The sequence below is a fragment of the Streptomyces netropsis genome (assembly GCF_014203545.1).
GTDB classification, from domain to species: domain Bacteria; phylum Actinomycetota; class Actinomycetes; order Streptomycetales; family Streptomycetaceae; genus Streptomyces; species Streptomyces netropsis.
This window is the reverse complement of record NZ_JACHJG010000017.1, coordinates 48,814-72,907: the sequence shown is the minus strand read 5'-3', so window position 1 is coordinate 72,907 and position 24,094 is coordinate 48,814. Positions and strand designations below refer to the sequence as shown.

The window sequence follows — 24,094 nt, the reverse complement described above, 5'->3', positions numbered from 1 at the left end:
CGTCACACCCATAAGTCAGGAGTCAACCAAGTGAGCACCGAAACCCGCGAATTCGTCCTGGACGTGCTGCGCGAACTCAACTACGAGGTCGACGGCGTCACCGACGCGACCCCGCTCGGCGACGAGGGTCTGGAGCTGGAGTCGCTCACCCTCGCCGAGGTCACGATGCGGCTGGAGGAGAAGTACGACGTCCAGTTCACCGACGAGGAGCTGGAGGGCCTGGCCAAGGTGACCCTCGGCGACTTCGTCTCCCAGATAGTGGACCGCGCGACCGCGGGCCAGGGCCGATGACCGCCGCACCCGCCCTGACCAAGGAACTGCTGATCGAGATCCTCGCCGAGTACGGGGAGCGGGAGGCCGGCGACATAGCCGAGCGCGTCGACTCGCTGGAGCTGGCGTGGCTCGTCCACTCGCTGGAGGAGCGGTACGACCTGGAGCTGGACCTCGACGACGTCCAGCTCGCCCGGATGACGACGCTGGACGACGCGCTGGGCGTCCTCGGTGAGGTCCTTCCCTCCCCCAAGGACGGGACGGGCGACGGAACAGGAGGTGAGGGGAGTGACCGTAAGGCAGCACAGCACGCGTAAACCCGTTGTCGTCACCGGACTTGCCGTGACCACGGCCTTCGGGCGCGGTCTCGAAGCGCTGCGGCAGGGACTCGCCGCCGGGCAGCCGGCCTTCGGGCCGGTCACCCGCTTCGACGTGGCCAGGCGGCGGGTGGACCGGGCCGCCACCCTGCCCGGCGACCCGCACCTGATCGACGAGATCACCGACGCGGTCACCCAGGCGATCGGCCGGGCAGGGCTGGGCGCCGAGGCGGCGGCCCGCACGCCACTGCTCTTCGCCCGGCACGGCGACCAGGCACCGCCCAGGCTGACGCTGCCCGAGCACCACGCACAGGCGCAGCACACCAGCGGCACCGAGATCGCCGAGCGGTGCGGGCTGCGCGACGCGACCCGTACGTACACCAACGCCTGTGTCGCGGCGAGCACCGCCATCGCGGACGCGGCAGCCCTGATCGCCGCGGGGCGCGAGGAGCGGGTCGTGGTGGCGGCGGGCTACTTCGTCGACGCCGACGCCTACGCGCTCTTCGACGCCGGCCGGGCCCTGGCCGCGGACGGGCACCTGCGCTCGTTCAGCCAGGACCGCAAGGGACTGCTCCTCGGCGACGGCCTGGGCGCGGTGGTCCTGGAGTCCGCCGAGGCGGCGGCGGACCGGGGGGCCACCCCGATCGCCGCCCTGCTGGGCTGGGGACGGGCCGGGGACGCGTTCCACGTGTGCCAGCCCCACCCCGAGGGCCTCGGCATGGCCGCCGCCATCGAGGCGGCGCTCGGCCGCGCGCGGCTGGCCCCCGACGACATCGACTACATCAACGCGCACGGCACCGGCACCCCCCTCAACGACTCCGCCGAGACGGCCGCGATCCGGCGGGCCTTCGGCGAGGCGGCCCGGAAGGTTCCGGTCAGCTCCACCAAGTCGCTGCACGGCCACACCCTGGAGGCCTCCGGGGTCGTCGAGTTCGCGGTGTCCGTGCTGACGCTCCAGGAAGGAACCGTCCCCGTGAACGCGGGCTACCTCGGGCCGGACCCGGCCTGCGAGCTGAACCTCGTGGTGGACGCCCCCCAGCGGGTGGCGCCCCAGGCCGTGCTGTCCCTCAACGCGGCCTTCGGCGGGGCCAACACCGCCCTGGTGCTCGGGGCGGTGGCGGCATGACCGGGCTGTCCGTGGAGGGGCTCTCGGTCCTGTCCCGGGCCGAGTGGCCGGAGGCCGGGGACGACCCGGTCAAGGGTCCGCCGAAGCTGGCCGGGTTCGTGGTGTCGTCGTTCGCCCCGCTGGCCGCCGAGGCCGCCGAGCGCTGCCTCAGGCGCGCCCACGGCGAGCCGCCCGCCGAGCCCGGACGGGAGCGGCGCACGGCCGTGCTCGTCGTGAGCAAGGCCGGCGACACCGCCACCGACCGGGCCGTCGCCAAGGCCGTGGACGCCGGCCGGTCCGTCCAGCCGCTGCTGTTCTTCCAGTCCGTGCCCAACGCCGTGATCGGTTACGTGGCCAAGCGCTGGGGCCTGGTCGGCCCGGTGGTGTGCCTCAGCCCGGAGAGCGACCCCGAACAGGAGGCGCTGGCGACGGCGGACCTGCTCCTGCTGGACGACGCGGCCGACGACGCACTGATCGTGCTGCTGGAACTGGCGACGGAGGACGGCGCGCACGGCACGGCCACGGCCCTGCTGGTCGGGCCGGACACAGCGAGCGAGGTGGAAGCGTGAGTGACGACGACAACCTGTCCGAGAACGACCTCACAGCGGCGCTCCGGCAGTTCTGGTGGCTGCACGACGCCCGCTGGTACCAGGGCGTGAAGAAGCGCTTCGGCCAGGAGGCCGCCAACGAGATCAACGCCGAGGCACTGCGCTTCGTCGGCCGTCGTGTCGGCACCTGGTACGCGAACACCCACGGCGTACCGGACGGCTCCTCGCCCGCCGAGCTGGCGAAGGCGGTGGCGGGCCTGACCCGCACGATGATGACTGAGCAGATGATGCGCAGCCACGTCGAGGAGATCGGCGAGGAGAGCCTGGAGACGGTCGTCACCGAGTTCTTCGCCCTGCGGATGCTCAAAGCCGCCCGCTCGCTGGAGGGGTACGACTGCCCCTGCCTGGACATGCGGGGCGGCTGGTACGAGGGGCTCGGGGTGAAGGTCCAGGAGACCACCGTGGAGTGCATGCGCACCGGGGGAAGCGCGTGCCGGTTCCACACGGAGGTTCGTAGAGAGGCGCACACCGAGGTCTCGGCAGAAATCCCGGTTTCGGCAGAGGTTCCCGCAGAACAGGCGAGTTGACGCGATCCGGTCTTCCGGGGCCGGGCCGCGAAGTACAGGCGTACAGGTCGAGAAAGGTCGCAAGAGTTCCATGTCCGGTTCGGATGCCGCCCAGTTAGTCACCCCGGAGACCACCGCCCCACCACCGGACACCGGACAGGACGCCGCCTACGCGCGCGGCGGACTGACGCTGCTCATGGCGTGCGGCGCGACGTTCGTCGCGTTCCTCGATGTCTCGGTCACCTACGTCGCCTTCCCCAGCCTGCACAAGAGCTTCCCCGACGCCTCCCTGTCGGCGCTCTCCTGGGTGGTCAGCAGCTACACCGTCGTCTTCGCCGCCGTTCTCGCGCCCGCCGGGCGGCTGGCCGACGTGCTGGGGCGCCGGGCACTGTTCCTGCTGTCCGTAGCCGGATTCACGCTCGCCTCCGGCCTGTGCGCGATCGCACCCACGGTGGAGTTCCTGGTCGGCATGCGGGTGCTCCAGGGCATCTCCGCCGCCGGGATGATTCCTTCCGCGCTGAGCCTGGTGCTGTCCTCACGCCCGCCGGAGCGCCGCTCGAGCGCCATCGGCCTGTGGGGCGCCAGCAGCTCGGCCGCGGCGGCCGTCGGCCCGCCGCTGGGCGGCCTGCTGGTCGACAGCTTCGGCTGGCCGTCGGTGTTCCTGATCAACGTGCCGCTGGGTGTGGTGCTGGTCGTGGCGTCCTACCGGATCCTGCCGCCCCGGACGGGGCCGGCCGGCCGGATGCCCGACCTGATCGGCACCCTGGCGGTGGCGCTCGGCGTGGGCGGCGTGGTCGCCGCCCTGACGGAGGGCAGCAGCTGGGGCTGGACCTCGCCCGCGTTCCTCGGGGCGCTGCTGGGCGGGGCGGTGCTGCTGGCCCTGGCGCTCCTGCGCTCCCGCCGCCACCCGGCGCCGGCGGTGGAGATCTCGCTGTGGCGCAGCCGTAAATTCCGGGTCGCCAACATCGCGTTCGTGCTGTTCGGCGGCTCGATGTACTGCTGGCTGCTGGCCGCGCCGCTGTTCGCCACCGAGATCTGGGGCTATTCGGAGGTGGAGGCCGGGCTGGCGCTGGCGCCCGGCGCGGTGATGTCCGTGATCGCCTCGGTGCTGGCGGGCCGCTACGCCCGTGCCCACCAGCGGGTGGCGGTCGTCGTGGGCGGCGTCCTGTTCGCCGTCCAGTGCGGCATCTGGATGATCGGCCTGGAGTCGAAGCCGGACTTCCTGGTGGTCTGGCTGCCCGCCACCCTGATCGGCGGTGTGGGCATCGGCGCGGTCATGACCGGCCTGTCCAGCGCCTCGGCCACCGCCCTGCCGCCCCGCCTGTTCGCGGCGGGCGCGGGTCTGGCGACGACGGCGCGGCAGGTGGGAGCGGCCCTGGGCACGGCGGCCTTCGCGGCGCTGATGGCCGTGCTCGGCGGTGAGAGCGGCAAGACGCTCGACGGCTTCCGGCAGGTGTTCGTGATGTGCACGGTCCTCGCGGCCCTGGCGGCCGTAGCGGCGCTGTGGCTGACGGACCCGAAGCAAAAGGCGTCGCAGGAAAAGGCGTCGCAGGAAGCGGAGCACTGATTCAGGCGGAGCACTGACTCGACGGAGGAGTGGACATGAAGAACGATCCGAAGCTGCCGGACGGCGTTGCGGACGCCGCCCCGGACGGTGTTCCGGGCGGCATCCCGGACGGTGTGCCGGACCACGACGAGAACGACCCGGCGGAGCACGCGGTCATCGTCCGCCTGGCGGGCAACTGGCACCGCAGGGCGGCGGTCAAGCGCGAGGAACCCGAGCTGGACGAACTGTTCGACGTCGACAAGCTCGACTACCCCGAGCGCATACTGCCGTTCCGCGAGCACCCCACGTATCTGGCCCTGGACCCGGAGGAGCGCTCCCGGCTGCTCAGCTGGGCATGGGTCGCGTACAACCGCACGACGGTGCTGCTGGAGGGCCAGGTCGTCAACCCGGCCTTCCAACTGGCCCTGGACGGCTGGTTCCCCAGCCTGGGCGGGGAGAAGCTACAGCGCTCGGTGGCCCAGGCGATGGTCGACGAGCAGTACCACACCCTCATGCACATGAACGCGAGCGCGGTCACCCGCCGCCGCCGGAGCGAGGCGTTCCCGGACGCCGCGCTGCCCCTGCCCCGCGTCGCCCGGGAACACGCCCGGCTGCGCGACTCCTGGCCGGAGCAGTGGCAGCGCTCGCTGACCACCCTGGGCTTCGCGACGGTCGCGGAGATCTCCATCAACGCGTATCTGAACCTGATCGCGGAGGACACGGAGATACAGCCGGTGAACAGCGCCACCGTCCGCATACACAACCGCGACGAGTACTGCCACGCGTCGATATCCACGGTCCTCGCCGAGAGGGTCTACGCGGACCTGGACGAGAAGGGCCGCCGGTTCTTCCTGGACTCCCTGGTGGCGGGGCTGGACGGCTTCGTGGCCAACGACTTCGCCACCTGGCACCGGATCATGGACCGGACGGGCCTGCCGGGCGGCCACGAGATGCTCCACGACATCGAGAACGCGACGGGCAAGCGGCCGCTGATCCACGACTACAGCGGGCTCCGGGGCCTGGTGGAGCGGCTGGGCGTGGAGGACGACCTGGAGTTCGACTGGTCGCGGACCATCACGGATTCGGAGCCGGCGCCACTGACGTAGCAAGCGGGGCGGAACGTCAGGACGGACGAAACGGCGAACGGGAGCAGAGAGAAGTGAACCCCATGGAACAACGGGAGCCCCGCACGGTGTTGATCACCGGCGGCAACCGCGGCATCGGCGCGGCGACGGCCCGGGCCTTCGTGGCCCTGGGCGACCGGGTCGCGGTCACCCACCGCGGCAGCGAGACCCCCGAGGGCACGTTCGGCGTCGAGTGCGACGTCACCGACACCGCGTCCGTGGACAAGGCCTTCACCACGGTGGAGCGGGAGTTGGGCCCGGTCGGCGTCCTGGTGTCGAACGCGGGGATGACCGCGGACGGCCTCCTCATCCGCATGAAGGAGGAACAGTTCCTGCGCGTCCTCGACACCAACCTCGCGGGCGCCTGGCGCTGCTCGAAGCGCGCCGTCCCCCAGATGCTGCGGCAGCGGGGCGGCCGCATCATCCTGATCTCCTCGGTGGCGGGCCTCCTCGGCAGCGCGGGCCAGACCAACTACGCCTCCAGCAAGGCGGGCCTGGTGGGCCTCGCCCGCTCCCTCACCCGTGAGTACGGCGCCCGCAACATCGCCGCGAACGTGGTGGCCCCCGGCCTCATCGAGACCGACATGACCGCCGGCCTCTCCGAGGCCCACCTCGCCGAACAGCGCGAACAGATCCCGCTCGGCCGCACGGCCACGGCCGACGAGGTCAGCGGCGCGGTGACCTGGCTGGCGAGCGACGCGGCCGCGTACGTGGCGGGCGCGGTGATCCCGGTGGACGGAGGACTGGGGATGGGCCACTGAGCACCGCGCCCCTGCGTCACTCCCCGCTCAGCACCCTGACCGGCGATCCGCCGAGGTAGGCGTTGACGGCCTCGACGGAATCGCCGTAGACGAGCGCGAAGTTGTCGCCGGTCACATAGCCGATGTGCGGGGTCAGCACGGTGTTGGGCGCGTCGAGCAGCCGGTGCCCGGCGGGGAGCGGCTCCTCCTCGTACACATCGAGCCCCGCACCGGCTATCCAGCCTTCACCGAGGGCCTTGACCAGGGCCGTCTCGTCGACGATCTGCGCGCGCGAGGTGTTGACCAGGAACGCGCTGCGCCGCATCCGCCGCAGATCGTCCTCGGCGACGAGCCCGGTGGTCGAGTCGGACAGCCGCAGATGCACGCTGACGATGTCGGACGAGGAGAACAACTCCTCTTTGCCGACCGCCCGCACCCCCACGGCCTCGGCCCGCTCGGCGGTCATATGAGGACTCCAGGCAACGACGTCCATCCCGAACGCGGCCCCCACGGCGGCAACCCGCTTGCCGAGCTTCCCCAACCCCACAACCCCGAGCGTCCCCCCGGCCAACCCGGTCCCGACCCCACTCTGCCAACTCCCCCCGCGCAGCCCCGCATCCTGCGCCCCCGCCCTGCGGCTCAGCTCCAGAATCAGCGCCCAGGTCAGCTCAGCCGCCGGGAAGGGCGTCATGCGCGTCCCACTCACGACGACGCCCTGCCGCGCGGCGGCGGCGAGATCGATCGCGGCATTGTGCATCCCGGCGGTGACGAGCAACTTCAGCCGCGGAAGCCGGGAAAGAACCTCCGCGGGGAAGGGCGTCCGCTCACGCATGGCAACGACGGCGTCGTAGTCCGCGAGCCGCTCGACCACGGCCGCGGGATCGGCAAGGTGATCAGGGAAGAACCGCACCTCAGCGCCGGCCGAAAGCCCCGACCAGCAGGGAAGAGCGGCTGCGGCGTTGTTGTAGTCGTCGATGACGGCGATACGCATAACGAAGATCCCCTGTTCGAACGATCCGACGTCGGCGCCGCGTACGGGCCCGGTGATCATTCTGGCCCCGCCGAATAACAATAACTTTGTTAAACTCCTCACATGGCTGATACCCCCGTCCCCGGCGAAGGCCCCATCCGGCCGGTGTCCGTCTCCCTCCACGAGGGCACGATCGCAGCCCTCAAGGAGCGCACCGGCAAGCGTGGCATGTCCGCGTATGTCGAAGCCCTCATCCAGCGCCAATTGGAGCGCGACCGACTGCGCGAGCTGATCGAGGCCGCCGAGGCCGAGCACGGCCCGGTCGACCCGGCCGCGGTCGAGGCGAAGCGGGCCATCCTGCGCGGTGAAGCACGCAACTCGGCAGACGCCGCGTGAGCGGCACGCTCGTCCTCGATTGCGAAGGGCTGTCCAAGCTCGTACAGCGCTCCCCCGAACTCTCCGAGTGGCTGTCCGCAGCCGAGGCAGAGGACATGCGCGTAGTCATCAGCTCCGTCACGCTCGTGGAAGCGCGCGACCCGAGGGTGAACCAGGCGCGATTCGACTACGCCGTCTCACGCGTGACGATCATCCCGCCCACGGAAGCCATAGCCCGGCACGCGAGCAAACTCCTCGCCGCGGCGGGCCTGCACGGCCACAAGTACGCACTCGACTCAATCGTGGCGGCCACCGCGCTGGCTTCACCGACCCCGGTCACCGTGCTGACCTCCGACCCCGAGGACCTCCTGATGCTGTGCGGCCCGAGCGTCCACGTCGTCAAGATCTGAGCGGGCGGAGCGGGCCGAACCGCACGAGGTATCACGGCGGAGGCCAGGCAAAAGCAAAAGCCCCAGGTCACGGCGAGTGAGTCCTGGGGCTTCTACAGAGCCGCCTTCGGGATTCGAACCCGAGACCTACGCATTACGAGTGCGTTGCTCTGGCCAACTGAGCTAAGGCGGCAAGCTGCCGAAACGCCGGAGCGGCATCAGCAGCGCGGCCTAGTCTACACAGTTTCCAGGGGTGCTCCGTACCCGGTGAGCGGGAGGGGGAAGCGCAGGTCAGGTGCACTTCCGGGCGGCGGGGGGCGGGGTGGTGGTGAGGAGGTAGCTGTTGATCGTCGTGTCGATGCAGGCACTGCCCCGGGTGTAGGCCGTGTGGCCGTCTCCCTCGTAGGTGAGGAGGTGGCCCGAGGAGAGCTGGGAGGAGAGGGCGCGGGCCCAGGCGTAGGGGGTGGCGGGGTCGCGGGTGGTGCCGACGACGAGGATGGGGGCGGCGCCCTCGGCCTCGATGCGGTGGGGGCGGCCGGTGGCGGGTACGGACCAATAAGCGCAGCTCAGAGCCGCCCAGGCGAGGCTTTCGCCGAAGACCGGGGACGCCTCCTTGAAGTCGGCGACGGCGCTGTGGACCTCGGCCGGGCTGCGGAAGGCCGGGGGGAGGTCCAGGCAGTTGACGGCCGAGTTGGCATACATGAGGTTGGCGTAGGAGCCGCGCTGATCACGCTCGTAGTAGGCGTCGGAGAGCTTGAGCAGCGGGCCGCCGTCGTTGTTCCGGGCGTCACGCAGGGCGGCGCGCAGGCGGGGCCAGGCACGCTCGTCGTACATGGCGGAGATCACACCCGTGGTGGCGAGGCTCTCGGTGAGGTCGCGCGAGCTGCCGGTCGGCAGGGGGTGGGTGTCGATCCGCTTGAAGAGCTCCTGGAGACGGCCGCCGGCGGCAGTGGTGCCTCCGGTGCCCAGGGGGCAGTCCGCGCGCTCGACGCAGTCCTTCGCGAAGGACTCGAAGGCGGTCTGGAAGCCGGCCGTCTGGTCGCGGTTCACCTGCCGGGCCTCGAGGGAGGGGTCCAGCGCGCCGTCGAGCACGAGGCGGCCGACGCGGGACGGGAAGAGCCCGGCGTAGGTGGCGCCCAGGAAGGTGCCGTACGAGGCGCCGACGTAGCTGAGCTTGTCGTCACCCAGGACCGCGCGCAGGACGTCCATGTCGCGGGCCGCCTCGACGGTCGAGACATGACCGAGGACCTTGCCGGACCGCTTGGCGCAGCCGTCGGCGAAGGCCTGGTAGGCGTCGGCGAGTTCGCCGACCTCCGACGGGCCGTCCGGGCTCATGTCGACCCGGGTGTAGGCGTCCATGTCCGCGTCGGACAGGCAGTTGACCGGCTCACTGCCGGCCACGCCGCGCGGGTCCATCGCGACCATGTCGTACCGGGCGCGGACGGCGGCCGGGTAGCCGATGCCCGCGTACCCCTGGAGATAGCCGACGGCCGACCCGCCCGGGCCGCCGGGGTTGACCATCAGGGAGCCCAGCCGCTTGCCGGGGCCGGTGGCCTTCTTGCGGGAGACCGCGAGCTTGAGGTCGTCTCCCGCCCGGGGCCGGTCGTAGTCCAGCGGGGCCAGCATCGTGGCGCACTCGAAGCGGTCGCCCATGCAGGAATGCCAGGTGAGCTTCTGCGCGTAATACGGCCGGAGCTCGACGGGCAGCTCGGTGGGCAGCGGCCCGAACCGCTGCGCCGGGCCCTCGGCGTCCCCCACGTCCGCCGGGCCCTGCGATCTCGCCGACGCGGCCGCCCTCGGCGTCGCGGTCCCCGAAGCACACCCGGAGATCAGCAGGGCCGCCGTCACGACGACGGTGGAGGAGGTGCGGAGCAGACGGCTGGTGTCCAAAGCTGTTCCCTCGGGGTGGGGGCGGGTGGACAGTTACGCATAGGACATACGCAGGGCCATTGCAGGCATACGGAGCGTATCCACAGGAATGCCCAAGTTGGCTAATCCCATGGCCTACTAGTCCTCGTACGGGTGAGGTACGCGCCAGTACAAAGCAATCCGCCGCCGGATGCCGTACGTCCAGCCCCCGCCCCTACGAAACCCCTGACCTACGAAGCCCCGGCCCCGCCAAGGCCCCCGCTCACCCCGCGCGCAGCGCCACCGTCATCGCCTCGACCGCCAGCAGCGGCGACACGTTCCTGTCGAGTGCGCGGCGGCACTCGATGATCGCCTCGATGCGCCGCAGCGTCCGCTCCGGCCTGGAGGCCAACGCTATGCGCTCCAGCGCGTCCCGCGCGTCGATATTGGCGATCTCGACCCGGGAGCCGAGCTGGAGTGCCAGCACATCGCGGTAGAAACCGGTCAGATCGATCAGGGCGAGATCGAGGCTGTCGCGCTGCGTCCGGGTGGCGCGGCGCTTCTGCCGGTCCTGGAGCTCCTTCATCGCGCCGGCCGTGCCGCGCGGGAGCCGGCCTCCCGTGCCGGCGGCCGCGCCGAGTGCCGCGCGCAGCTCCTCGGTCTCCTTGGTGTCGACCTCCTCGGCGACCTGCTTCGCGTCCTCCCCCGCCGCGTCGATCAGCTCCTGCGCGGCCTTGAGGCAACCGCCGATGTCGTCCACGCGGAGCGGCAGCTTGAGGACGGCGGCGCGACGGGCACGGGCCCGCTCGTCCGTGGCGAGCCTGCGGGCCCTGCCGATGTGGCCCTGGGTGGCGCGGGCCGCCTGCGTGGCCAGCTCGGGCTCGATGCCGTCGCGGCGAACCAGGAGGTCGGCCACCGCCGCGGGGGGCGGGGTGCGCAGGGTCAGGAGGCGGCAGCGGGAACGGATCGTCGGCAGCACGTCCTCCAGGGACGGCGCGCACAGCAGCCACACCGTGCGCGGAGCGGGCTCCTCCACCGCCTTGAGGAGGACGTTGCCCGCGCCCTCGGTCAGCCGGTCCGCGTCCTCCAGGACGATCACCTGCCAGCGGCCGGTGGCGGGCGACAGCTGGGCCCGGCGGACGAGGTCACGGGTTTCCTTGACGCCGATCGACAGCTGATCCGTACGGACGATCTCGACGTCCGCGTGCGTCCCCACGAGCGACGTGTGGCAGCCGTCGCAGAAGCCGCAGCCGGGGCCGTTGAGAGCCCGGTCGGGGCTGACGCACTGCAGCGCCGCGGCGAAGGCCCGGGCCGCGGTGGACCGGCCCGAGCCCGGGGGTCCGGTGAACAGCCACGCGTGCGTCATGGAGCCGCCGCTGCTGGCGGGGGCGGGCGCCGGGGACAGGGCGGAGGCCGACGCGGCGCCCGTGACGAGCGCGTCCGCGTCCCGCGCGGCAGCGGCGAGCTGCTCCTGCACCCGGTCCTGGCCGACCAGGTCGTCCCACACCGCCATGGCTGTCCTCCGCGCTGTTGGTCCTGCGGTTACCCATTGTGGGACACGGCACTGACAACGATCCCCGCGTCGGCCGGGCAGCCGTGGCCGGCGGCGGGCTCACCGGCCGGCTGCCCCGTCTCACCTGCCCTTGCGCCGACGGCGGCCCTCGTCCTCCTCGTCACGGTCGCCGAAGAGCTCGTCCGCGAGCGTGGGGGCGTCCTTCTTCGGGGTCCGCCCCGCCCATCCCGGGCGCCGGTGGTCCGTGCGCGTGGGCTCCGAAGGACCGTCCGACCCATCGGCACCGGTCCGGCCGTCGCCGACCTGCGGCAGTTCGCGCGTACGCTCGCTGTCCGATTCCGCCGGGGCCTTGCCCCGCTCGTCGTCCTCGGGCCGGAAGAGCCACGTCGGCACCCGGTCCGCCGGATCCTCCGAGCGCTCGACGCGCTCGGGTCGCGCCGACCGCTCAGACCGCTCAGACCGTCCGGACCGTCCGGACCGCTCGGGCTGCTCCGGCTGCTCGGGCTTCACGGGCGGCAGCACCGCCGTGTCATCCGTCGCGCCGGGCGGTACGGACGGCTTCGGCGGGGTGGTGCGGGCGGAAGGCTGCGGAAGGACCGCGGTCTCCTCGGATTCCGACTCGGGCTTGGCATCGGGCTCGGCCTCAGCCTTGGCCTGGGGCTTACCGGCGGCTCGCCCGCCACGACCCCCCACACCCCAGGTGATCCGCTGGTCGTCCGGCCCGCCACCGCTCGCGGCAGGCGAAGACGTGGGCGGAACAGTGGGCGGGGCAGGCGGTACGGGCGGGACAGAGGGCATCACCGCCGTGTCGGCGTTCCGCGTCCAGTCCGCATCACGCGGGTCGGCCGGACGAACCGTCGGCGTCTGAACGGTCTGCGTCTCGTCCGAGCCGCGCCGCGCGTCCGCGTTCCGGCGTGCGTCCGCGCCCTTGCGGGCGTCGGACGGGCGGAACACCGGCCGCTCGACCGTCGGAGCCTCGGAATCGTCGGCCTCGGACGCCGCGGCAGCCTCCGCCGCGACCCGCGCGGCCTCGGCCTCGGCCGCCACCCGGGCCTGCTCGGCCAGGCGAGCCTGCTCGGCGACCCGGGCCTCCTCGGCCAAACGCTCCTGCTCAGCGACCCGAGCCTGCTCGGCCGCCCGCTCCTCCTCGGCCAGCCGCGCCCGCTCGGCCGCCCGCTCCTGCTCGGCGATCCGCGCCTGCTCGGCCCTCAGCAGGGCCTCTTCCGCCTTGCGCTGCTTCTCCAGGCGCCGTTCCGCCGCCTCGGCACGCAGCCGCGCCTCTTCCTCGGCCTGCTTGCGCAGCCGCTCCTGCTCGGCGGCGTGGGCGCGCTCCTCCGCCTCGCGGCGCTTGCGCTCCTCCTCCGCCTGGCGCCGGGCTTCCTCGGCGGCCTGACGGGCCTCCTCCGCAAGGCGCTCCTCCTCGCGCCGCCGGGCCTCCTCCAGCTCGCGGCGCTTGCGCTCTTCCTCTTCCGCCCGCTCGCGGCGCTGCCGCTCTTCCTCCTCGGCACGGAGTTTGGCGAGCTGGGCCTGGCGCTCGCGCTCCAGCCGCTCCTCCTCCGCCTTGCGGGCGGCCTCTTCCTCGGCCTTGCGGCGGGCTTCCTCCTCCGCGGCCTTCCGCGCCTCTTCCAGGGCCTTGATCTCGGCCTCGGAGAGGGGCAGGACCTGGTCGAGCCGGTGGCGTACGACCGTGGAGATGGCGGCGGGCTCCTGGCCCGCGTCGATGACCAGGTAGCGCGCCGGGTCCGCGGCGGCCAGGGTCAGGAACCCGGTCCGTACCCGCTGGTGGAACTCCATCGGCTCCGACTCCAGCCGGTCCGGGGCCTCGGTGAAGCGTTCGCGGGCGGTCTCCGGCGAGACGTCCAGCAGGACGGTCAGGTTCGGCACCAGGCCGTTCGTGGCCCACCGCGAGATGCGGGCGATCTCGGTCGGCGAGAGGTCGCGCCCGGCGCCCTGGTAGGCGACGGAGGAGTCGATGTAGCGGTCGGAGATGACGACCGCGCCGCGCTCCAGCGCGGGCCGTACGACGGAGGCGACGTGCTCGGCGCGGTCGGCCGCGTACATCAGCGCCTCGGCGCGGTCCGACAGGCCCGCCGACGAGACGTCGAGGAGGATGGCGCGCAGCCGCTTGCCGATCGAGGTGGCGCCGGGTTCGCGGGTGACGACCACCTCGTGGCCCTTGCCGCGGATCCACTCGGCGACCGCTTCGACCTGGGTCGACTTGCCCGCGCCGTCGCCGCCCTCGAAGGCGATGAAGAAGCCGGTGCCCGAGGGCGTCTGGTCCGGGTCGCCGCCGCGCACCACGTCCAGCAGGTCGCGCCGGAACGGCACCCCGTCCCGGTCGTCGATCTTGCCGAGCACGAGCGCGGCCACGGGCAGCAGCAGCGCGCCGACGAGCATCAGCGTGAAGGCCGCCCCGCCGTGCGCGAAGACGAAGCTGCCGCGTGCCAGCCGGTGCGGCCCGATGGCCGCTGCGAGCAGGGGCGCCACGACCGCGCTCAGCGCGACCGCGACGCGGACGACGGCGTGCAGGTGCTCGGTCGTCCGGGCCCGGCGGGCCTCCTCGGTCTCCTGGTCGAGCAGGGAGTGGCCGGTGTTGGCGGCGACGCCGGCGGACACCCCCGCGAGCAGGACGAGCAGCAGCACCGTCGTGGGATCGGGCACCAGGCCCGCGGCCAGCAGGGCCACGCCCGTCACGGCGATCGCCAGCACCAGCAGGCGGCGGCGCGAGAAGCCGGGCAGCACCTTGCGGGCCGTGCGGATGCCGATGACCGGGCCGCCGCCGAGCGCGAGGACGAGCAGCGCGAAGCCGACCGGGCCCCCGCCGAGGTCGACGGCCTGGAGGGCGGCGACGCCGACGGCCGCGGCGATCGCGCCCGCGACGGCCGCGCAGGCCGGGACGAGCACCGGGATCGCGCCCGTGCGGCCCTTGTCGGGGCCCTGGGCGTTCTTGGGGCGGCGCAGCCCCTCGAGCGGGGAGCGCGTGCGGGGCGTCTGCGTGGCGGGGAGTTCGAGGGCCTGGAGGATCGCGATCGAGGTCGCGAACAGCCCGGCCGCGACGAACGAGCCGAGGGCCGCCTGGTGCAGATGGAACCAGTCGATCCCCGAGCCGAGCAGATTGCCGACGAGCGTGACGACGACGAGCACGGCCGCGGCGACGGGCAGGGTGACGAAGTTCGTACGGATCGAGAGCCGCCGCAGGGCGTCGCAGTGGTCCGGCAGCGGCCGCACGGCCGCGCCTTCGGCGGGCGGCGCGGGCAGCAGCGCGGGGGCCGCGCTCTCTCTGGCGACGGTCCAGAAGCGCTCGGCGACGCCGATGACGAAGGCCGAGACCAGCAGCCAGCCGAGCGCCCGGCCCTCGGTCCAGTCGATCCACAGCGGTGCGACGGCGAGCAGCGCGAGCCGCACCCCGTCCGCGCCGATCATGGTCCAGCGGCGGTCGAGGGGGCCGCCCGGGGCGATGAGGGTGGAGAGCGGGCCGAGCAGGACCGCGCCGAAGAGCAGGGTCGCGAGCAACCGCGCGCCGAGGACCGCAGCGACGGCGAATGCGGCACCTCGGTAGCCGCCCCCGAACGAACCCGCCGCGACCGCCGCTTGCAGCGACAGCAGCATCAGGACGAGGAGGGCGAGGGAATCCCCGATTCCGCCGACGGCCTGGGCGCGCCACAACCGCCGGAGCGGCGGGAAGCGCAGCAGGGCCCGTACGGCGCGCTCGCGGGAATCCGCGGCTAGGGCGCCGGATGTGGGGGTCACCACTGTTGGCTGCTCGGCTCGCGTCATCCTGCCAGCCTATCCGGACTGACCGAATCACAATCCTCTGCCCGAAGGCCCCCATATGACCGGGCGATGACCGGGCTTCGCGTTGACCCCGCACGCCACAGGGCGGTGAACCGGGTTCCGGTTCACCGCCCTGTGTATTGCCCTGTTTATCGCCCTGTGCGGCGGGGTGTCCGAGGGCTGTCCGCCCGCGGACGACCGACGTCGTTACTCGCCCGAAGCCGACCCCGTCGAAGTGGAGGCTGCGGCGGTGGTCTTCTTCGCCGCGGCCTTCTTCGTGGTGGCCTTCTTGGCCGTCGTCGTCTTCTTCGCCGTCGTGGTCTTCTTGGCGGCCGTCTTCTTCGCGGCGGTCTTCTTCGCCGTCGTCGTCTTCTTGGCCGCCGTCTTCTTCGCCGGGGCCTTCTTGGCCGTCTTCTTGGCCGGGCCCTTGGCGCGCTTCTCCGCGAGGAGCTCGTAGCCGCGCTCCGGCGTGATCGTCTCGACGTCGTCGTCACGGCGCAGCGTGGCGTTGGTCTCGCCGTCGGTCACGTACGGGCCGAAACGGCCGTCCTTGACCACGACCGGACGCTCGCTGACCGGGTCGGTGCCCAGCTCCTTCAGCGGCGGCTTGGCCGCGGCCCGCCCGCGCTGCTTGGGCTGGGCATAGATGGCGAGGGCCTCGTCGAGGGTGATCGTGAAGAGCTGGTCCTCGGTCTCCAGCGACCGCGAGTCCGTGCCCTTCTTCAGGTACGGGCCGTAGCGGCCGTTCTGCGCGGTGATCTCCACGCCTTCGGCGTCCTTGCCGACGACGCGCGGCAGCGACATCAGCTTGAGGGCGTCGTCGAGGGTGACCGTGTCGAGGGACATGGACTTGAAGAGCGACGCGGTGCGCGGCTTGACCGCGTTCTTGCCGGTCTTCGGGGTGCCCTCGGGCAGGACCTCGGTGACGTACGGGCCGTAGCGGCCGTCGCGGGCGATGATCTGGTGCCCGCTGACCGGGTCGGTGCCCAGCTCGAAGTCGCCGCTCGGCTTGGCGAGCAGCTCCTCCGCGTACTGCACGGTCAGCTCGTCCGGCGCCAGGTCCTCCGGCACATCGGCGCGCTGGTGGCCCTCGGAGTCCTTCTCGCCGCGCTCCACGTACGGGCCGTAGCGGCCGACGCGCAGCACGATGCCCTCACCGACCGGGAACGAGGACACCTCGCGGGCGTCGATCGCGCCGAGGTCGGTGACCAGCTCCTTGAGGCCGCCGAGGTGGTCGCCGTCGCCGTTGCCGGCGTCGGCGGCGGAGGCGACCTGGCTCTCCGCGGTCCCGCCCTCGGAACCGAAGTAGAAGCGGCGCAGCCACGGCACGGCCTGGGCCTCGCCGCGGGCGATGCGGTCGAGGTCCTCCTCCATGGAGGCGGTGAAGTCGTAGTCGACCAGTCGGCCGAAGTGCTTCTCCAGCAGGTTGACGACCGCGAAGGACAGGAAGGACGGGACGAGCGCCGTGCCCTTCTTGAAGACGTAGCCGCGGTCGAGGATCGTGCCGATGATCGACGCGTAGGTCGACGGGCGGCCGATCTCGCGCTCTTCCAGCTCCTTGACCAGCGAGGCCTCGGTGTAGCGGGCCGGGGGCTTGGTCGCGTGGCCGTCGGCGGAGATCTCCTCGGCGGTCAGCGAGTCGCCCTCGGTGACCTGCGGGAGCCGGCGCTCGCGGTCGTCCAGCTCGGCGTTCGGGTCGTCGGCGCCTTCGACGTAGGCCTTCATGAAGCCGTGGAAGGTGATCGTCTTGCCGGACGCGCTGAACTCGGCGTCCCGGCCGTCGCTCGCGCGACCGGCGATCTTGACGGTGACGGAGTTGCCGACCGCGTCCTTCATCTGGGAGGCGACGGTCCGCTTCCAGATCAGCTCGTACAGACGGAACTGGTCGCCGGTCAGGCCCGTCTCGGCGGGCGTGCGGAAACGATCACCCGACGGCCGGATCGCCTCGTGGGCCTCCTGGGCGTTCTTGACCTTGCCGGCGTACGTGCGCGGCTTCTCCGGCAGGTAGTCGGCGCCGTAGAGCTGCGTGACCTGCGCCCGGGCGGCCTGGACGGCCGTCTCGGAGAGGGTGGTGGAGTCCGTACGCATATAGGTGATGAAGCCGTTTTCGTACAGCTTCTGGGCGACCTGCATGGTCGCCTTCGCACCGAAGCCCAGCTTGCGCGAGGCCTCCTGCTGGAGCGTGGTCGTACGGAACGGCGCGTACGGCGAGCGGCGGTACGGCTTGGACTCGACGGACCGGACGGAGAACTGGGTCTCCGTGAGGGCCGCGGCGAGCGCCCGGGCGTTCGCCTCGTCCAGGTGGAGGACGGTGGAGCCCTCCTTGATCACGCCGGTCGAACCGAAGTCACGGCCCTGGGCGACGCGGCGGCCGTCGACGGAGGTCAGACGGGCGCCGAAGGTGCCGGGGTCGGAGGCGTCGCCGCCGCGGCCCGTCGCGAAGGTGCCGGTGAGGTCCCAGTACTCGGCGGAGCGGAAGGCGATGCGCTCGCGCTCCCGCTCGACGACGAGCCGGGTCGCCACGGACTGCACCCGGCCGGCGGACAGCCGGGGCATGACCTTCTTCCACAGGACCGGCGATACCTCGTAGCCGTAGAGGCGGTCGAGGATGCGGCGGGTCTCCTGGGCGTCGACGAGCTTCTTGTTCAGCTCGCGCGGGTTGGCCACGGCCTCGCGGATCGCGTCCTTGGTGATCTCGTGGAAGACCATCCGGCGGACCGGGACCTTGGGCTTGAGGACTTCCTGGAGGTGCCACGCGATGGCTTCGCCCTCGCGGTCCTCATCGGTGGCGAGGAAGAGTTCGTCGGACTCGGCCAGCAGGTCCTTGAGCTTCTTGACCTGGTCCTTCTTGTCGTGGTTGACGACATAGATGGGCTGGAAGTCGGCGTCGACGTTCACTCCGAGGCGGGCCCAGGGCTCACCCTTGTACTTGGCCGGGACCTCGGCGGCCCCGTTCGGCAGGTCACGGATGTGCCCGACGCTCGCCTCGACGACGTATCCGGGGCCGAGGTAGCCCTTGATCGTCTTCGCCTTGGCAGGCGACTCGACGATGACGAGTCGGCGGCCGCCCTGTGCGGTCTCGCTGGTCGGGGACAACTTCGCTCTTCTTCCGGTCGGCACTCGGTGTGGGCGCTGCGGTGACGCTGCGGAGTGTGACGGTACATCCCGCCCCCGTGTCAAACGGAAAAAGCCCGCAACGCCACTCGAACGGTAACCCGACAAGCGTCCTGTCTGCCGCCCGGACCGGCACACCGCAGGTGCGAAGGGGGCGTCGGAGGCCACCCCGGGGCCGTGTGGAAAGCGGTGCGTACGGGGGTTTCCGGCGGTAAGCGGCACGTTTTATATCGGCTGTGCCGACTCGTGGCGCGTTGCGTGTCGACGGGCCGCCGGAATCTCGCCCTCCGGGCCGCCTCGCCCGCGCGGCAGGGGCTCAGGCGCCGAGCAGCAGCCAGAGCCCGATGGCGAGCGCGCCCGCACCGAAGAGGAGGGAGAGGGATACCGCGGCGCGTGGGCTCACTCCCTCCACGACAGGTGCCCCCAGCACCGCACGCGCTCCGGTCCACAGCAGCAGCGCCCCGCCGAACAGCGTGAAGGCCGTACCGGCGAAGCCCGCGGGTCCACTCTCCATGCCGGGCAGCCTGGCACCCGCACAAGGCCTACGGGCGAACCTGATGTGAACCCGTCGAACATGACGAGAACCCGCCCCCTCCTTTTCCGCCCGTCATGAGTCCGGGCGGCGCCGGAAGCCCGGCGGCGGCAGGCGACCGGCCGGCGCTCGCGCGTTCGGCCGATCAGCCCCCACGGGCACCCCTCAGTCGCCCACCGGCGTGAGGAAACCCTGCTCGACCAGGAGCCGGATCGACTCGGGCGTACGGTCGCGCAGCAGCACCGCGTCCTCCCCGACGAGCTGGGCGATGGCGTCCAGGATCCGGCCCGCGCTGAGTGAGCCGTCACACACGCCCGCGAAACCCGCGCCGACCGTGTCCACCTTGGTCGCCCGGCGCATGCCGCGGTTCTGGCGGAGCACGACGTGCTCCGGGTCCTCCGCGCCCGGCAGTCCGACCTGCTCCTGCACGACCTCGTCGGCCAGCTTGAACCGGGCGGCGAGCAGCGACGCGTCGTCGTGCGCGCGCAGGAAGTCCTGCCGCTCGAAATGGGCCCGCACGGACGCGCCGAGCGGCTGCTCGACGGGGTGCGGCCACTCCTCCGCCACCACGGACGGCCGGTCCGAGCCGGATTTGCGCAGCGTGATCCAGCCAAATCCGACGCCCTTGGTCTTGCGGGCCTCGAATTCGTCCAGCCAGGCGTCATAGCGGGCCGCGTAGTCGGCCGGAGCGGTGCGGTGGTCCCCGGCGTCGCGCAGCCACAGCTCGGCGTACTGCGCGACGTCCTGCACCTCGCGCTGGACGATCCACGCGTCGCAGCCCCGGGGCACCCAGGACGCCAGCCGCTCGCGCCAGTCCTCGCCCTCCACGTGCTGCCAGTTGGCGAGCAGCTGGCAGTAACCGCCGTCGTTGAGCCGGGCGGCGGACTGCTGGACGAGGGTGCGGCAGAGGTCGTCGCCGCCCATGCCGCCGTCGCGGTAGGTGAGCCGTGCGCCGGGAGAGATCACGAAGGGCGGGTTGGAGACGATCAGGTCGTACGTCTCGTCGGCGACCGGCTCGAACAGCGAGCCCTCGCGCAGATCCGCCTCGGGCGCTCCGGACAGCGCGAGGGTGAGCCGCGTCATGTGCAGGGCGCGCGGATTGAGGTCGGTGGCCGTGACCCGGGTGGCGTGCTGGGCGGCGTGCAGCGCCTGGATGCCGGAGCCGGTGCCGAGGTCGAGGGCGCTCGCCACGGGCGTACGGACGGTGATCCCGGCGAGGGTCGTGGACGCGCCGCCGACGCCGAGGACCAGCTCCGAACGGTCCACCCCGCCCGCGCCGTCCGCGCCCCCGGCGATGCCGCCGGCCCCGCCGACCGCGCAGCCGAGGTCGGAGACGATCCACCAGTCCTGCCCCTCGGGGCCGCCGAACGGGCGAACGTCCACGGTCGCCCGTACGAGATCGCCGTCCGCGCGGACCAGCCAGCCGTCGGCGAGGCAGTCGTCCATCGGGAGCGCGGCGGCGGCCCGCCCGGACTCGACCGGACGTTGCAGCAGGAAGAGCCGGACCAGCGTCTCCAGCGGGCTGTCGCCGCGCGTGGCGCGCAGGGCGGGGACGGTCTCGCTGCGGGCGAGCGCGGCGTAGGCGGGGGCGCCGAGCAGATCGAGGAGGCCGTCGGCGGTGAAGGCGGCGGCGAGCAGGGCATCGCGCAGCCGGGCGGTGCGCGCGCGGTCGGAGGCGGCGGGCAGGTTCGTACTCACGGGACCATTGTCGGGGGCACCACCGACAAAAGGCGAAAGCCCGGCGCCACGCCCTGCCGGGGCGTGGCGCCGGGCGGAACCAACCGCGGCCGCTTCCCACCCACTTCGGGCCCGAGACGTTCCTGCTTCCCGTCCGGGCCACGCGTGGGTCGGAGCTGCGTCTCCGGCAGCCGCTCGTGCGGCTACTTCTTCGTCGGCGTGGCCGAGGTCGACGTCTTCTGGCAACCGGGCTGCTTCGCCATCGCCTTGCCGACATCACCCGACTGCAGCTTCTTGAGGGCTTCGTCGCTCTGGCTGCTGAGCTTGCCGATGTCGCCCGCGATGCCCTTCAGCCCCGCGGCGAACTTGCCCTTGTCCCCGGTGTCCAGACCGTCCATCCGCTTCTTCAGGTTGGTGTAGGCCGCGGAGAGGTCGTTGAGTGCCTTGACGGCGTTCTTCTGGCTGGTCTCGCCGTCCTTGACGGGCGGCGGGCCCGCGTTCTGCACGGCCGAGCCCAGCGCCTTGTACGCGTCGGCGTTGGCCTGGAAGGCCGCGGAGTCGGTCTGCTGGATCTTCTTCGAGTCCTCCTCGTTCTGGACGGAGGCGATCGAGGAGTTGGCGTCCTGGATCTTCTTCACCTGGGGCTGCATCTGGTCGCAGACCGTCTTGGCCCAGTCGTCGAGCTTCTTGTCACCGTTGTCGCTGTCGCTGCAACCGGTCAGCGCCATAACGAGCGCCGCACCGCCGGACAGTGCAGCCACAAGCTTCTTGTTCACCGGATTGGTCCCTTCGATGGCTCTCGGCCCCGGAACTTACACGGCCGAGCCGTGCGGCCCATGAGCCGAGCACACCATGTGCCCCCTTTTGAAGCCATTTGCACCAAACTCGGCGTGGCGTTCGCCGCACCCTGCCGGCCCGCGCGCCACTCGCACGAACGGGCGGACGGCGTGCCCCCCGCACGCCGCCCGCCGCCGATGTCTCCTGCCGTCTCCGGCTTCCGCCTGCCCTTAGGACACCACCGCCGTATCGACGGGTTTCGCCGCTCGGCCGGGGCTCTCCTCGTCGTCGCCCACGACGACTCCGCGCCGCTTGGAGACGTACACCGCGGCCACGATGACCACGATGGCGAGCACCGCGACGCCGATCCGCAGCCCGCTGTTGGCGTCGTCGCCGTAGGAGAACTTCACGACCGCGGGAGCGATCAGCAGCGCCACCAGGTTCATCACCTTCAGCAGCGGGTTGATCGCCGGTCCGGCGGTGTCCTTGAAGGGGTCGCCGACCGTGTCGCCGATGACCGTCGCGGCATGCGCCTCACTGCCCTTGCCGCCGTGATGCCCGTCCTCGACCAGCTTCTTGGCGTTGTCCCAGGCGCCACCGGAGTTGGCGAGGAACACCGCCATCAGGGTGCCGGTACCGATCGCGCCGGCGAGATACGAGCCGAGGGCGCCGACCCCGAGCGAGAAGCCCACGGCGATGGGGGCCATGACGGCGAGCAGGCCGGGGGTGGCGAGTTCACGCAGCGCGTCCTTGGTGCAGATGTCCACCACGCGCCCGTACTCCGGCTTCTCGCTGTAGTCCATGATCCCTGGGTGCTCGCGGAACTGCCGCCGCACCTCGTAGACCACCGCGCCCGCCGACCGCGACACCGCGTTGATCGCCAGCCCCGAGAAGAGGAAGACGACGGCCGCGCCGAGGATCAGCCCGACCAGGTTGTTGGGCTGCGAGATGTCCAGACTCAGCCCCAACTCCCCGGACTTGGCGTGCACGTCCGCCACAGCCGTGGCGATCGCGTCGCGGTACGAACCGAACAGGGCCGACGCGGCGAGCACCGCCGTGGCGATGGCTATGCCCTTGGTGATCGCCTTGGTCGTGTTGCCCACGGCGTCGAGGTCGGTCAGCACCTGCGCGCCGGCGCCCGTGACGTCACCGGACATCTCGGCGATGCCCTGCGCGTTGTCGGAGACGGGACCGAAGGTGTCCATGGCGACGATCACGCCGACGGTCGTCAGCAGGCCCGTACCGGCGAGGGCGACGGCGAACAGGGCCAGCATGATCGACGTGCCGCCGAGCAGGAACGCCCCGTAGACGCCGAGACCGATCAGCAGCGCCGTGTAGACCGCCGACTCCAGACCGATGGAGATCCCGGCGAGGACGACGGTGGCGGGACCGGTCAGGGACGACTTGCCGATGTCCCGCACGGGCCGCCGTGTGGTCTCCGTGAAGTAGCCCGTGAGCTGCTGGATGAGCGCCGCGAGCACGATGCCGATGGCCACGGCGACGAGCGCGAGGACACGCGGGTCCCCGTCGTGACCGCTGATGGCGTCGTCACCGATGCCCTTCAAGTCCGCGTAGCCGGACGGCAGATACACGAACACCGCCACGGCCACCAGGACCAACGAGATGACCGCCGAGATGAAGAAGCCGCGGTTGATGGCGGTCATCCCGCTGCGGTCGGCGCGGCGCGGCGCGACCGCGAAGATGCCGATCATCGCGGTGACCACACCGATGGCGGGAACGAGCAGCGGGAAGGCGAGGCCCGCGTCGCCGAAGGCGGCCTTGCCGAGGATCAGCGCGGCGACGAGGGTCACGGCGTAGGACTCGAAGAGGTCCGCCGCCATGCCCGCGCAGTCTCCGACGTTGTCGCCCACGTTGTCCGCGATGGTGGCGGCGTTGCGCGGATCGTCCTCGGGGATGCCCTGCTCGACCTTGCCGACCAGGTCGGCACCGACGTCCGCGGCCTTGGTGAAGATGCCGCCGCCGACCCTCATGAACATGGCGATGAGCGCCGCGCCGAGGCCGAATCCCTCCAGCACCTTGGGCGCGTCGGCCGCGTACACCAGGACCACGCAGGAGGCGCCCAGCAGGCCGAGCCCCACCGTGAACATACCGACGACACCGCCCGTACGGAACGCGATCTTCATGGCCTTGTGCGATACGGCCGTCAGATCCCTCTCCGGCTCGCCTTCGGCGGGAGTGGCCTCACGCGCGGCCGCCGCGACCCGCACATTGGCGCGCACGGCGAGCCACATGCCGATATAACCGGTGGCCGCGGAGAAGAGCGCGCCGATCAGAAAGAAGGCCGAACGCCCGAGGCGCTGTGACCAGTTGTCGGCGGGCAGCAGCATGAGCAGGAAGAACACGACCACGGCGAAAACGCCGAGCGTCCGCAACTGCCGGGCGAGATAGGCGTTCGCGCCTTCCTGCACCGCCGCGGCGATCTTTTTCATGCTGTCGGTGCCTTCGCCTGCCGCAAGCACCTGACGCACCAGCACCACGGCCACCGCGAGTGCCGCGATCGCGACGGCCGCGATCACCAGCACCAGCGTGCGGTTGCCCTCGGTCAGCTCGACCGCGAGATTCTGAGTGAAGTCCACCTGTTCAGGGGTAAGGGGCCCCGCCATTCGTCCTCCTTGACGTTTGGCACATGGGCGCGCGGCTGACCCGCGACCGCGGAGCAGCCGCCACGCTCAGGCGTCCTGAGCTCAAGATGGACGGATTGTAGGGAGCATGGCGAGATCAAAACAGAGCGCGGGAAACGGAATGAGCCTGCGCAAGTGAAGGCCGGATGGATGTTCCGCCGGATTTCCGATCTACGGGTGAAGATCCGAAGAAGAGATCGGTTAAGGAGATCGTCGAGCGGGGCGCGGCGGTGAAGATCCGCGGCGCCGGGAGGAATCGGCGCGAGG

19 protein-coding genes and 1 tRNA gene are annotated in these 24,094 nt (G+C 71.7%); 10 read left to right on the top strand and 10 right to left on the bottom strand.

All coding sequences use genetic code 11. The features are described from left to right. The first annotated feature begins 30 nt into the window (after window positions 1-30). The 8 genes from FHS38_RS30675 (at window position 31) to fabG (ending at window position 6,237) form a co-directional block, all read left to right on the top strand. Window positions 31-291: an acyl carrier protein gene (locus FHS38_RS30675; RefSeq protein WP_184739156.1), complete on the top strand. Its 261-nt coding sequence runs from the start codon at window positions 31-33 to the stop codon at window positions 289-291. Then, the gene (locus FHS38_RS30670; RefSeq protein ID WP_221495547.1) at window positions 288-587 is read left to right on the top strand and encodes an acyl carrier protein; all 300 of its coding nucleotides are present in this window, start codon (window positions 288-290) and stop codon (window positions 585-587) included. The genes FHS38_RS30675 and FHS38_RS30670 overlap by 4 nt, the downstream gene beginning before the upstream one ends. Beyond that, a complete protein-coding gene (locus tag FHS38_RS30665) occupies window positions 559-1,713 on the top strand; it encodes a beta-ketoacyl-[acyl-carrier-protein] synthase family protein (RefSeq protein WP_229822821.1) in 1,155 nt (384 codons plus the stop codon). Before FHS38_RS30670 ends, FHS38_RS30665 begins: the two co-directional genes overlap by 29 nt. Further along, window positions 1,710-2,261 carry a beta-ketoacyl synthase chain length factor gene (locus tag FHS38_RS30660; RefSeq protein ID WP_184739154.1) on the top strand — a complete coding sequence of 184 codons (552 nt, stop codon included), beginning with the start codon at window positions 1,710-1,712 and terminating at the stop codon, window positions 2,259-2,261. Before FHS38_RS30665 ends, FHS38_RS30660 begins: the two co-directional genes overlap by 4 nt. Next, window positions 2,258-2,827, top strand: a complete 570-nt coding sequence (locus FHS38_RS30655; RefSeq protein WP_221495546.1) for an L-2-amino-thiazoline-4-carboxylic acid hydrolase — start codon at window positions 2,258-2,260, stop codon at window positions 2,825-2,827. The genes FHS38_RS30660 and FHS38_RS30655 overlap by 4 nt, the downstream gene beginning before the upstream one ends. 70 nt (window positions 2,828-2,897) lie before the next feature. Continuing rightward, window positions 2,898-4,373 carry a DHA2 family efflux MFS transporter permease subunit gene (locus FHS38_RS30650; protein WP_184739152.1) on the top strand — a complete coding sequence of 492 codons (1,476 nt, stop codon included), beginning with the start codon at window positions 2,898-2,900 and terminating at the stop codon, window positions 4,371-4,373. Between the two features lie 35 nt (window positions 4,374-4,408). Next, window positions 4,409-5,458, top strand: a complete 1,050-nt coding sequence (locus tag FHS38_RS30645) for an AurF N-oxygenase family protein (RefSeq protein ID WP_184739150.1) — start codon at window positions 4,409-4,411, stop codon at window positions 5,456-5,458. A 62-nt stretch (window positions 5,459-5,520) separates the two neighbouring features. Continuing rightward, complete coding sequence (gene fabG / locus FHS38_RS30640; RefSeq protein WP_184739148.1) at window positions 5,521-6,237, top strand: 3-oxoacyl-ACP reductase FabG; 717 nt, start codon at window positions 5,521-5,523, stop codon at window positions 6,235-6,237. A gap of 16 nt (window positions 6,238-6,253) precedes the next feature. Here the strand turns inward: fabG and FHS38_RS30635 are convergent, their stop codons facing one another. Then, window positions 6,254-7,207, bottom strand: a complete 954-nt coding sequence (locus FHS38_RS30635) for a D-2-hydroxyacid dehydrogenase family protein (protein ID WP_184739320.1) — start codon at window positions 7,205-7,207, stop codon at window positions 6,254-6,256. A 102-nt stretch (window positions 7,208-7,309) separates the two neighbouring features. Between FHS38_RS30635 and FHS38_RS30630 the strand changes: the two genes are divergently transcribed. Together FHS38_RS30630 and FHS38_RS30625 are read left to right on the top strand one after the other, a co-directional pair. Continuing rightward, window positions 7,310-7,582 (top strand): hypothetical protein, encoded by a 273-nt coding sequence (locus tag FHS38_RS30630; RefSeq protein ID WP_184739146.1) that lies wholly within the window; start codon window positions 7,310-7,312, stop codon window positions 7,580-7,582. Continuing rightward, window positions 7,579-7,971 carry a type II toxin-antitoxin system VapC family toxin gene (locus FHS38_RS30625; RefSeq protein WP_184739144.1) on the top strand — a complete coding sequence of 131 codons (393 nt, stop codon included), beginning with the start codon at window positions 7,579-7,581 and terminating at the stop codon, window positions 7,969-7,971. The genes FHS38_RS30630 and FHS38_RS30625 overlap by 4 nt, the downstream gene beginning before the upstream one ends. 98 nt (window positions 7,972-8,069) lie before the next feature. On the opposite strand, the gene FHS38_RS30620 is transcribed toward FHS38_RS30625, so the two are convergent. From FHS38_RS30620 to FHS38_RS30580, 9 genes are all read right to left on the bottom strand, one after another. Then, window positions 8,070-8,143 (bottom strand) — tRNA-Thr (locus FHS38_RS30620). 98 nt (window positions 8,144-8,241) lie between these two features. Then, complete coding sequence (locus FHS38_RS30615) at window positions 8,242-9,840, bottom strand: alpha/beta hydrolase (protein WP_184739142.1); 1,599 nt, start codon at window positions 9,838-9,840, stop codon at window positions 8,242-8,244. 241 nt (window positions 9,841-10,081) lie between these two features. Further along, window positions 10,082-11,311: a DNA polymerase III subunit delta' gene (locus FHS38_RS30610; RefSeq protein ID WP_184739140.1), complete on the bottom strand. Its 1,230-nt coding sequence runs from the start codon at window positions 11,309-11,311 to the stop codon at window positions 10,082-10,084. A 120-nt stretch (window positions 11,312-11,431) separates the two neighbouring features. Further along, window positions 11,432-15,088, bottom strand: a complete 3,657-nt coding sequence (gene tmk / locus FHS38_RS30605; protein ID WP_184739138.1) for a dTMP kinase — start codon at window positions 15,086-15,088, stop codon at window positions 11,432-11,434. Between the two features lie 204 nt (window positions 15,089-15,292). Beyond that, complete coding sequence (gene topA, locus FHS38_RS30600; protein ID WP_184739136.1) at window positions 15,293-18,181, bottom strand: type I DNA topoisomerase; 2,889 nt, start codon at window positions 18,179-18,181, stop codon at window positions 15,293-15,295. Window positions 18,182-18,515: 334 nt separating this feature from the next. Further along, complete coding sequence (locus tag FHS38_RS30595) at window positions 18,516-18,713, bottom strand: hypothetical protein (protein ID WP_184739134.1); 198 nt, start codon at window positions 18,711-18,713, stop codon at window positions 18,516-18,518. A 183-nt stretch (window positions 18,714-18,896) separates the two neighbouring features. Then, window positions 18,897-20,429, bottom strand: a complete 1,533-nt coding sequence (locus tag FHS38_RS30590; protein ID WP_184739132.1) for a DUF7059 domain-containing protein — start codon at window positions 20,427-20,429, stop codon at window positions 18,897-18,899. Window positions 20,430-20,611: 182 nt separating this feature from the next. After that, window positions 20,612-21,184, bottom strand: a complete 573-nt coding sequence (locus tag FHS38_RS30585; RefSeq protein WP_184739130.1) for a small secreted protein — start codon at window positions 21,182-21,184, stop codon at window positions 20,612-20,614. A gap of 231 nt (window positions 21,185-21,415) precedes the next feature. Next, window positions 21,416-23,809, bottom strand: coding sequence for a sodium-translocating pyrophosphatase (locus FHS38_RS30580; protein WP_184739128.1), 2,394 nt, complete (start codon window positions 23,807-23,809; stop codon window positions 21,416-21,418). Window positions 23,810-24,094: the final 285 nt, after the last annotated feature.

Bases quoted from the DNA above. Each gene is read 5' to 3' on its own strand.
- FHS38_RS30595 (WP_184739134.1), bottom strand. From the start codon at position 18,713: ATGGAGAGTGGACCCGCGGGCTTCGCCGGTACGGCCTTCACGCTGTTC.
- FHS38_RS30650 (WP_184739152.1), top strand. From the start codon at position 2,898: ATGTCCGGTTCGGATGCCGCCCAGTTAGTCACCCCGGAGACCACCGCC.
- FHS38_RS30630 (WP_184739146.1), top strand. From the start codon at position 7,310: ATGGCTGATACCCCCGTCCCCGGCGAAGGCCCCATCCGGCCGGTGTCC.
- FHS38_RS30670 (WP_221495547.1), top strand. From the start codon at position 288: ATGACCGCCGCACCCGCCCTGACCAAGGAACTGCTGATCGAGATCCTC.
- fabG (WP_184739148.1), top strand. From the start codon at position 5,521: ATGGAACAACGGGAGCCCCGCACGGTGTTGATCACCGGCGGCAACCGC.
- FHS38_RS30580 (WP_184739128.1), bottom strand. From the start codon at position 23,809: ATGGCGGGGCCCCTTACCCCTGAACAGGTGGACTTCACTCAGAATCTC.
- FHS38_RS30645 (WP_184739150.1), top strand. From the start codon at position 4,409: ATGAAGAACGATCCGAAGCTGCCGGACGGCGTTGCGGACGCCGCCCCG.
- tmk (WP_184739138.1), bottom strand. From the start codon at position 15,088: ATGACGCGAGCCGAGCAGCCAACAGTGGTGACCCCCACATCCGGCGCC.
- FHS38_RS30660 (WP_184739154.1), top strand. From the start codon at position 1,710: ATGACCGGGCTGTCCGTGGAGGGGCTCTCGGTCCTGTCCCGGGCCGAG.
- FHS38_RS30610 (WP_184739140.1), bottom strand. From the start codon at position 11,311: ATGGCGGTGTGGGACGACCTGGTCGGCCAGGACCGGGTGCAGGAGCAG.
- FHS38_RS30635 (WP_184739320.1), bottom strand. From the start codon at position 7,207: ATGCGTATCGCCGTCATCGACGACTACAACAACGCCGCAGCCGCTCTT.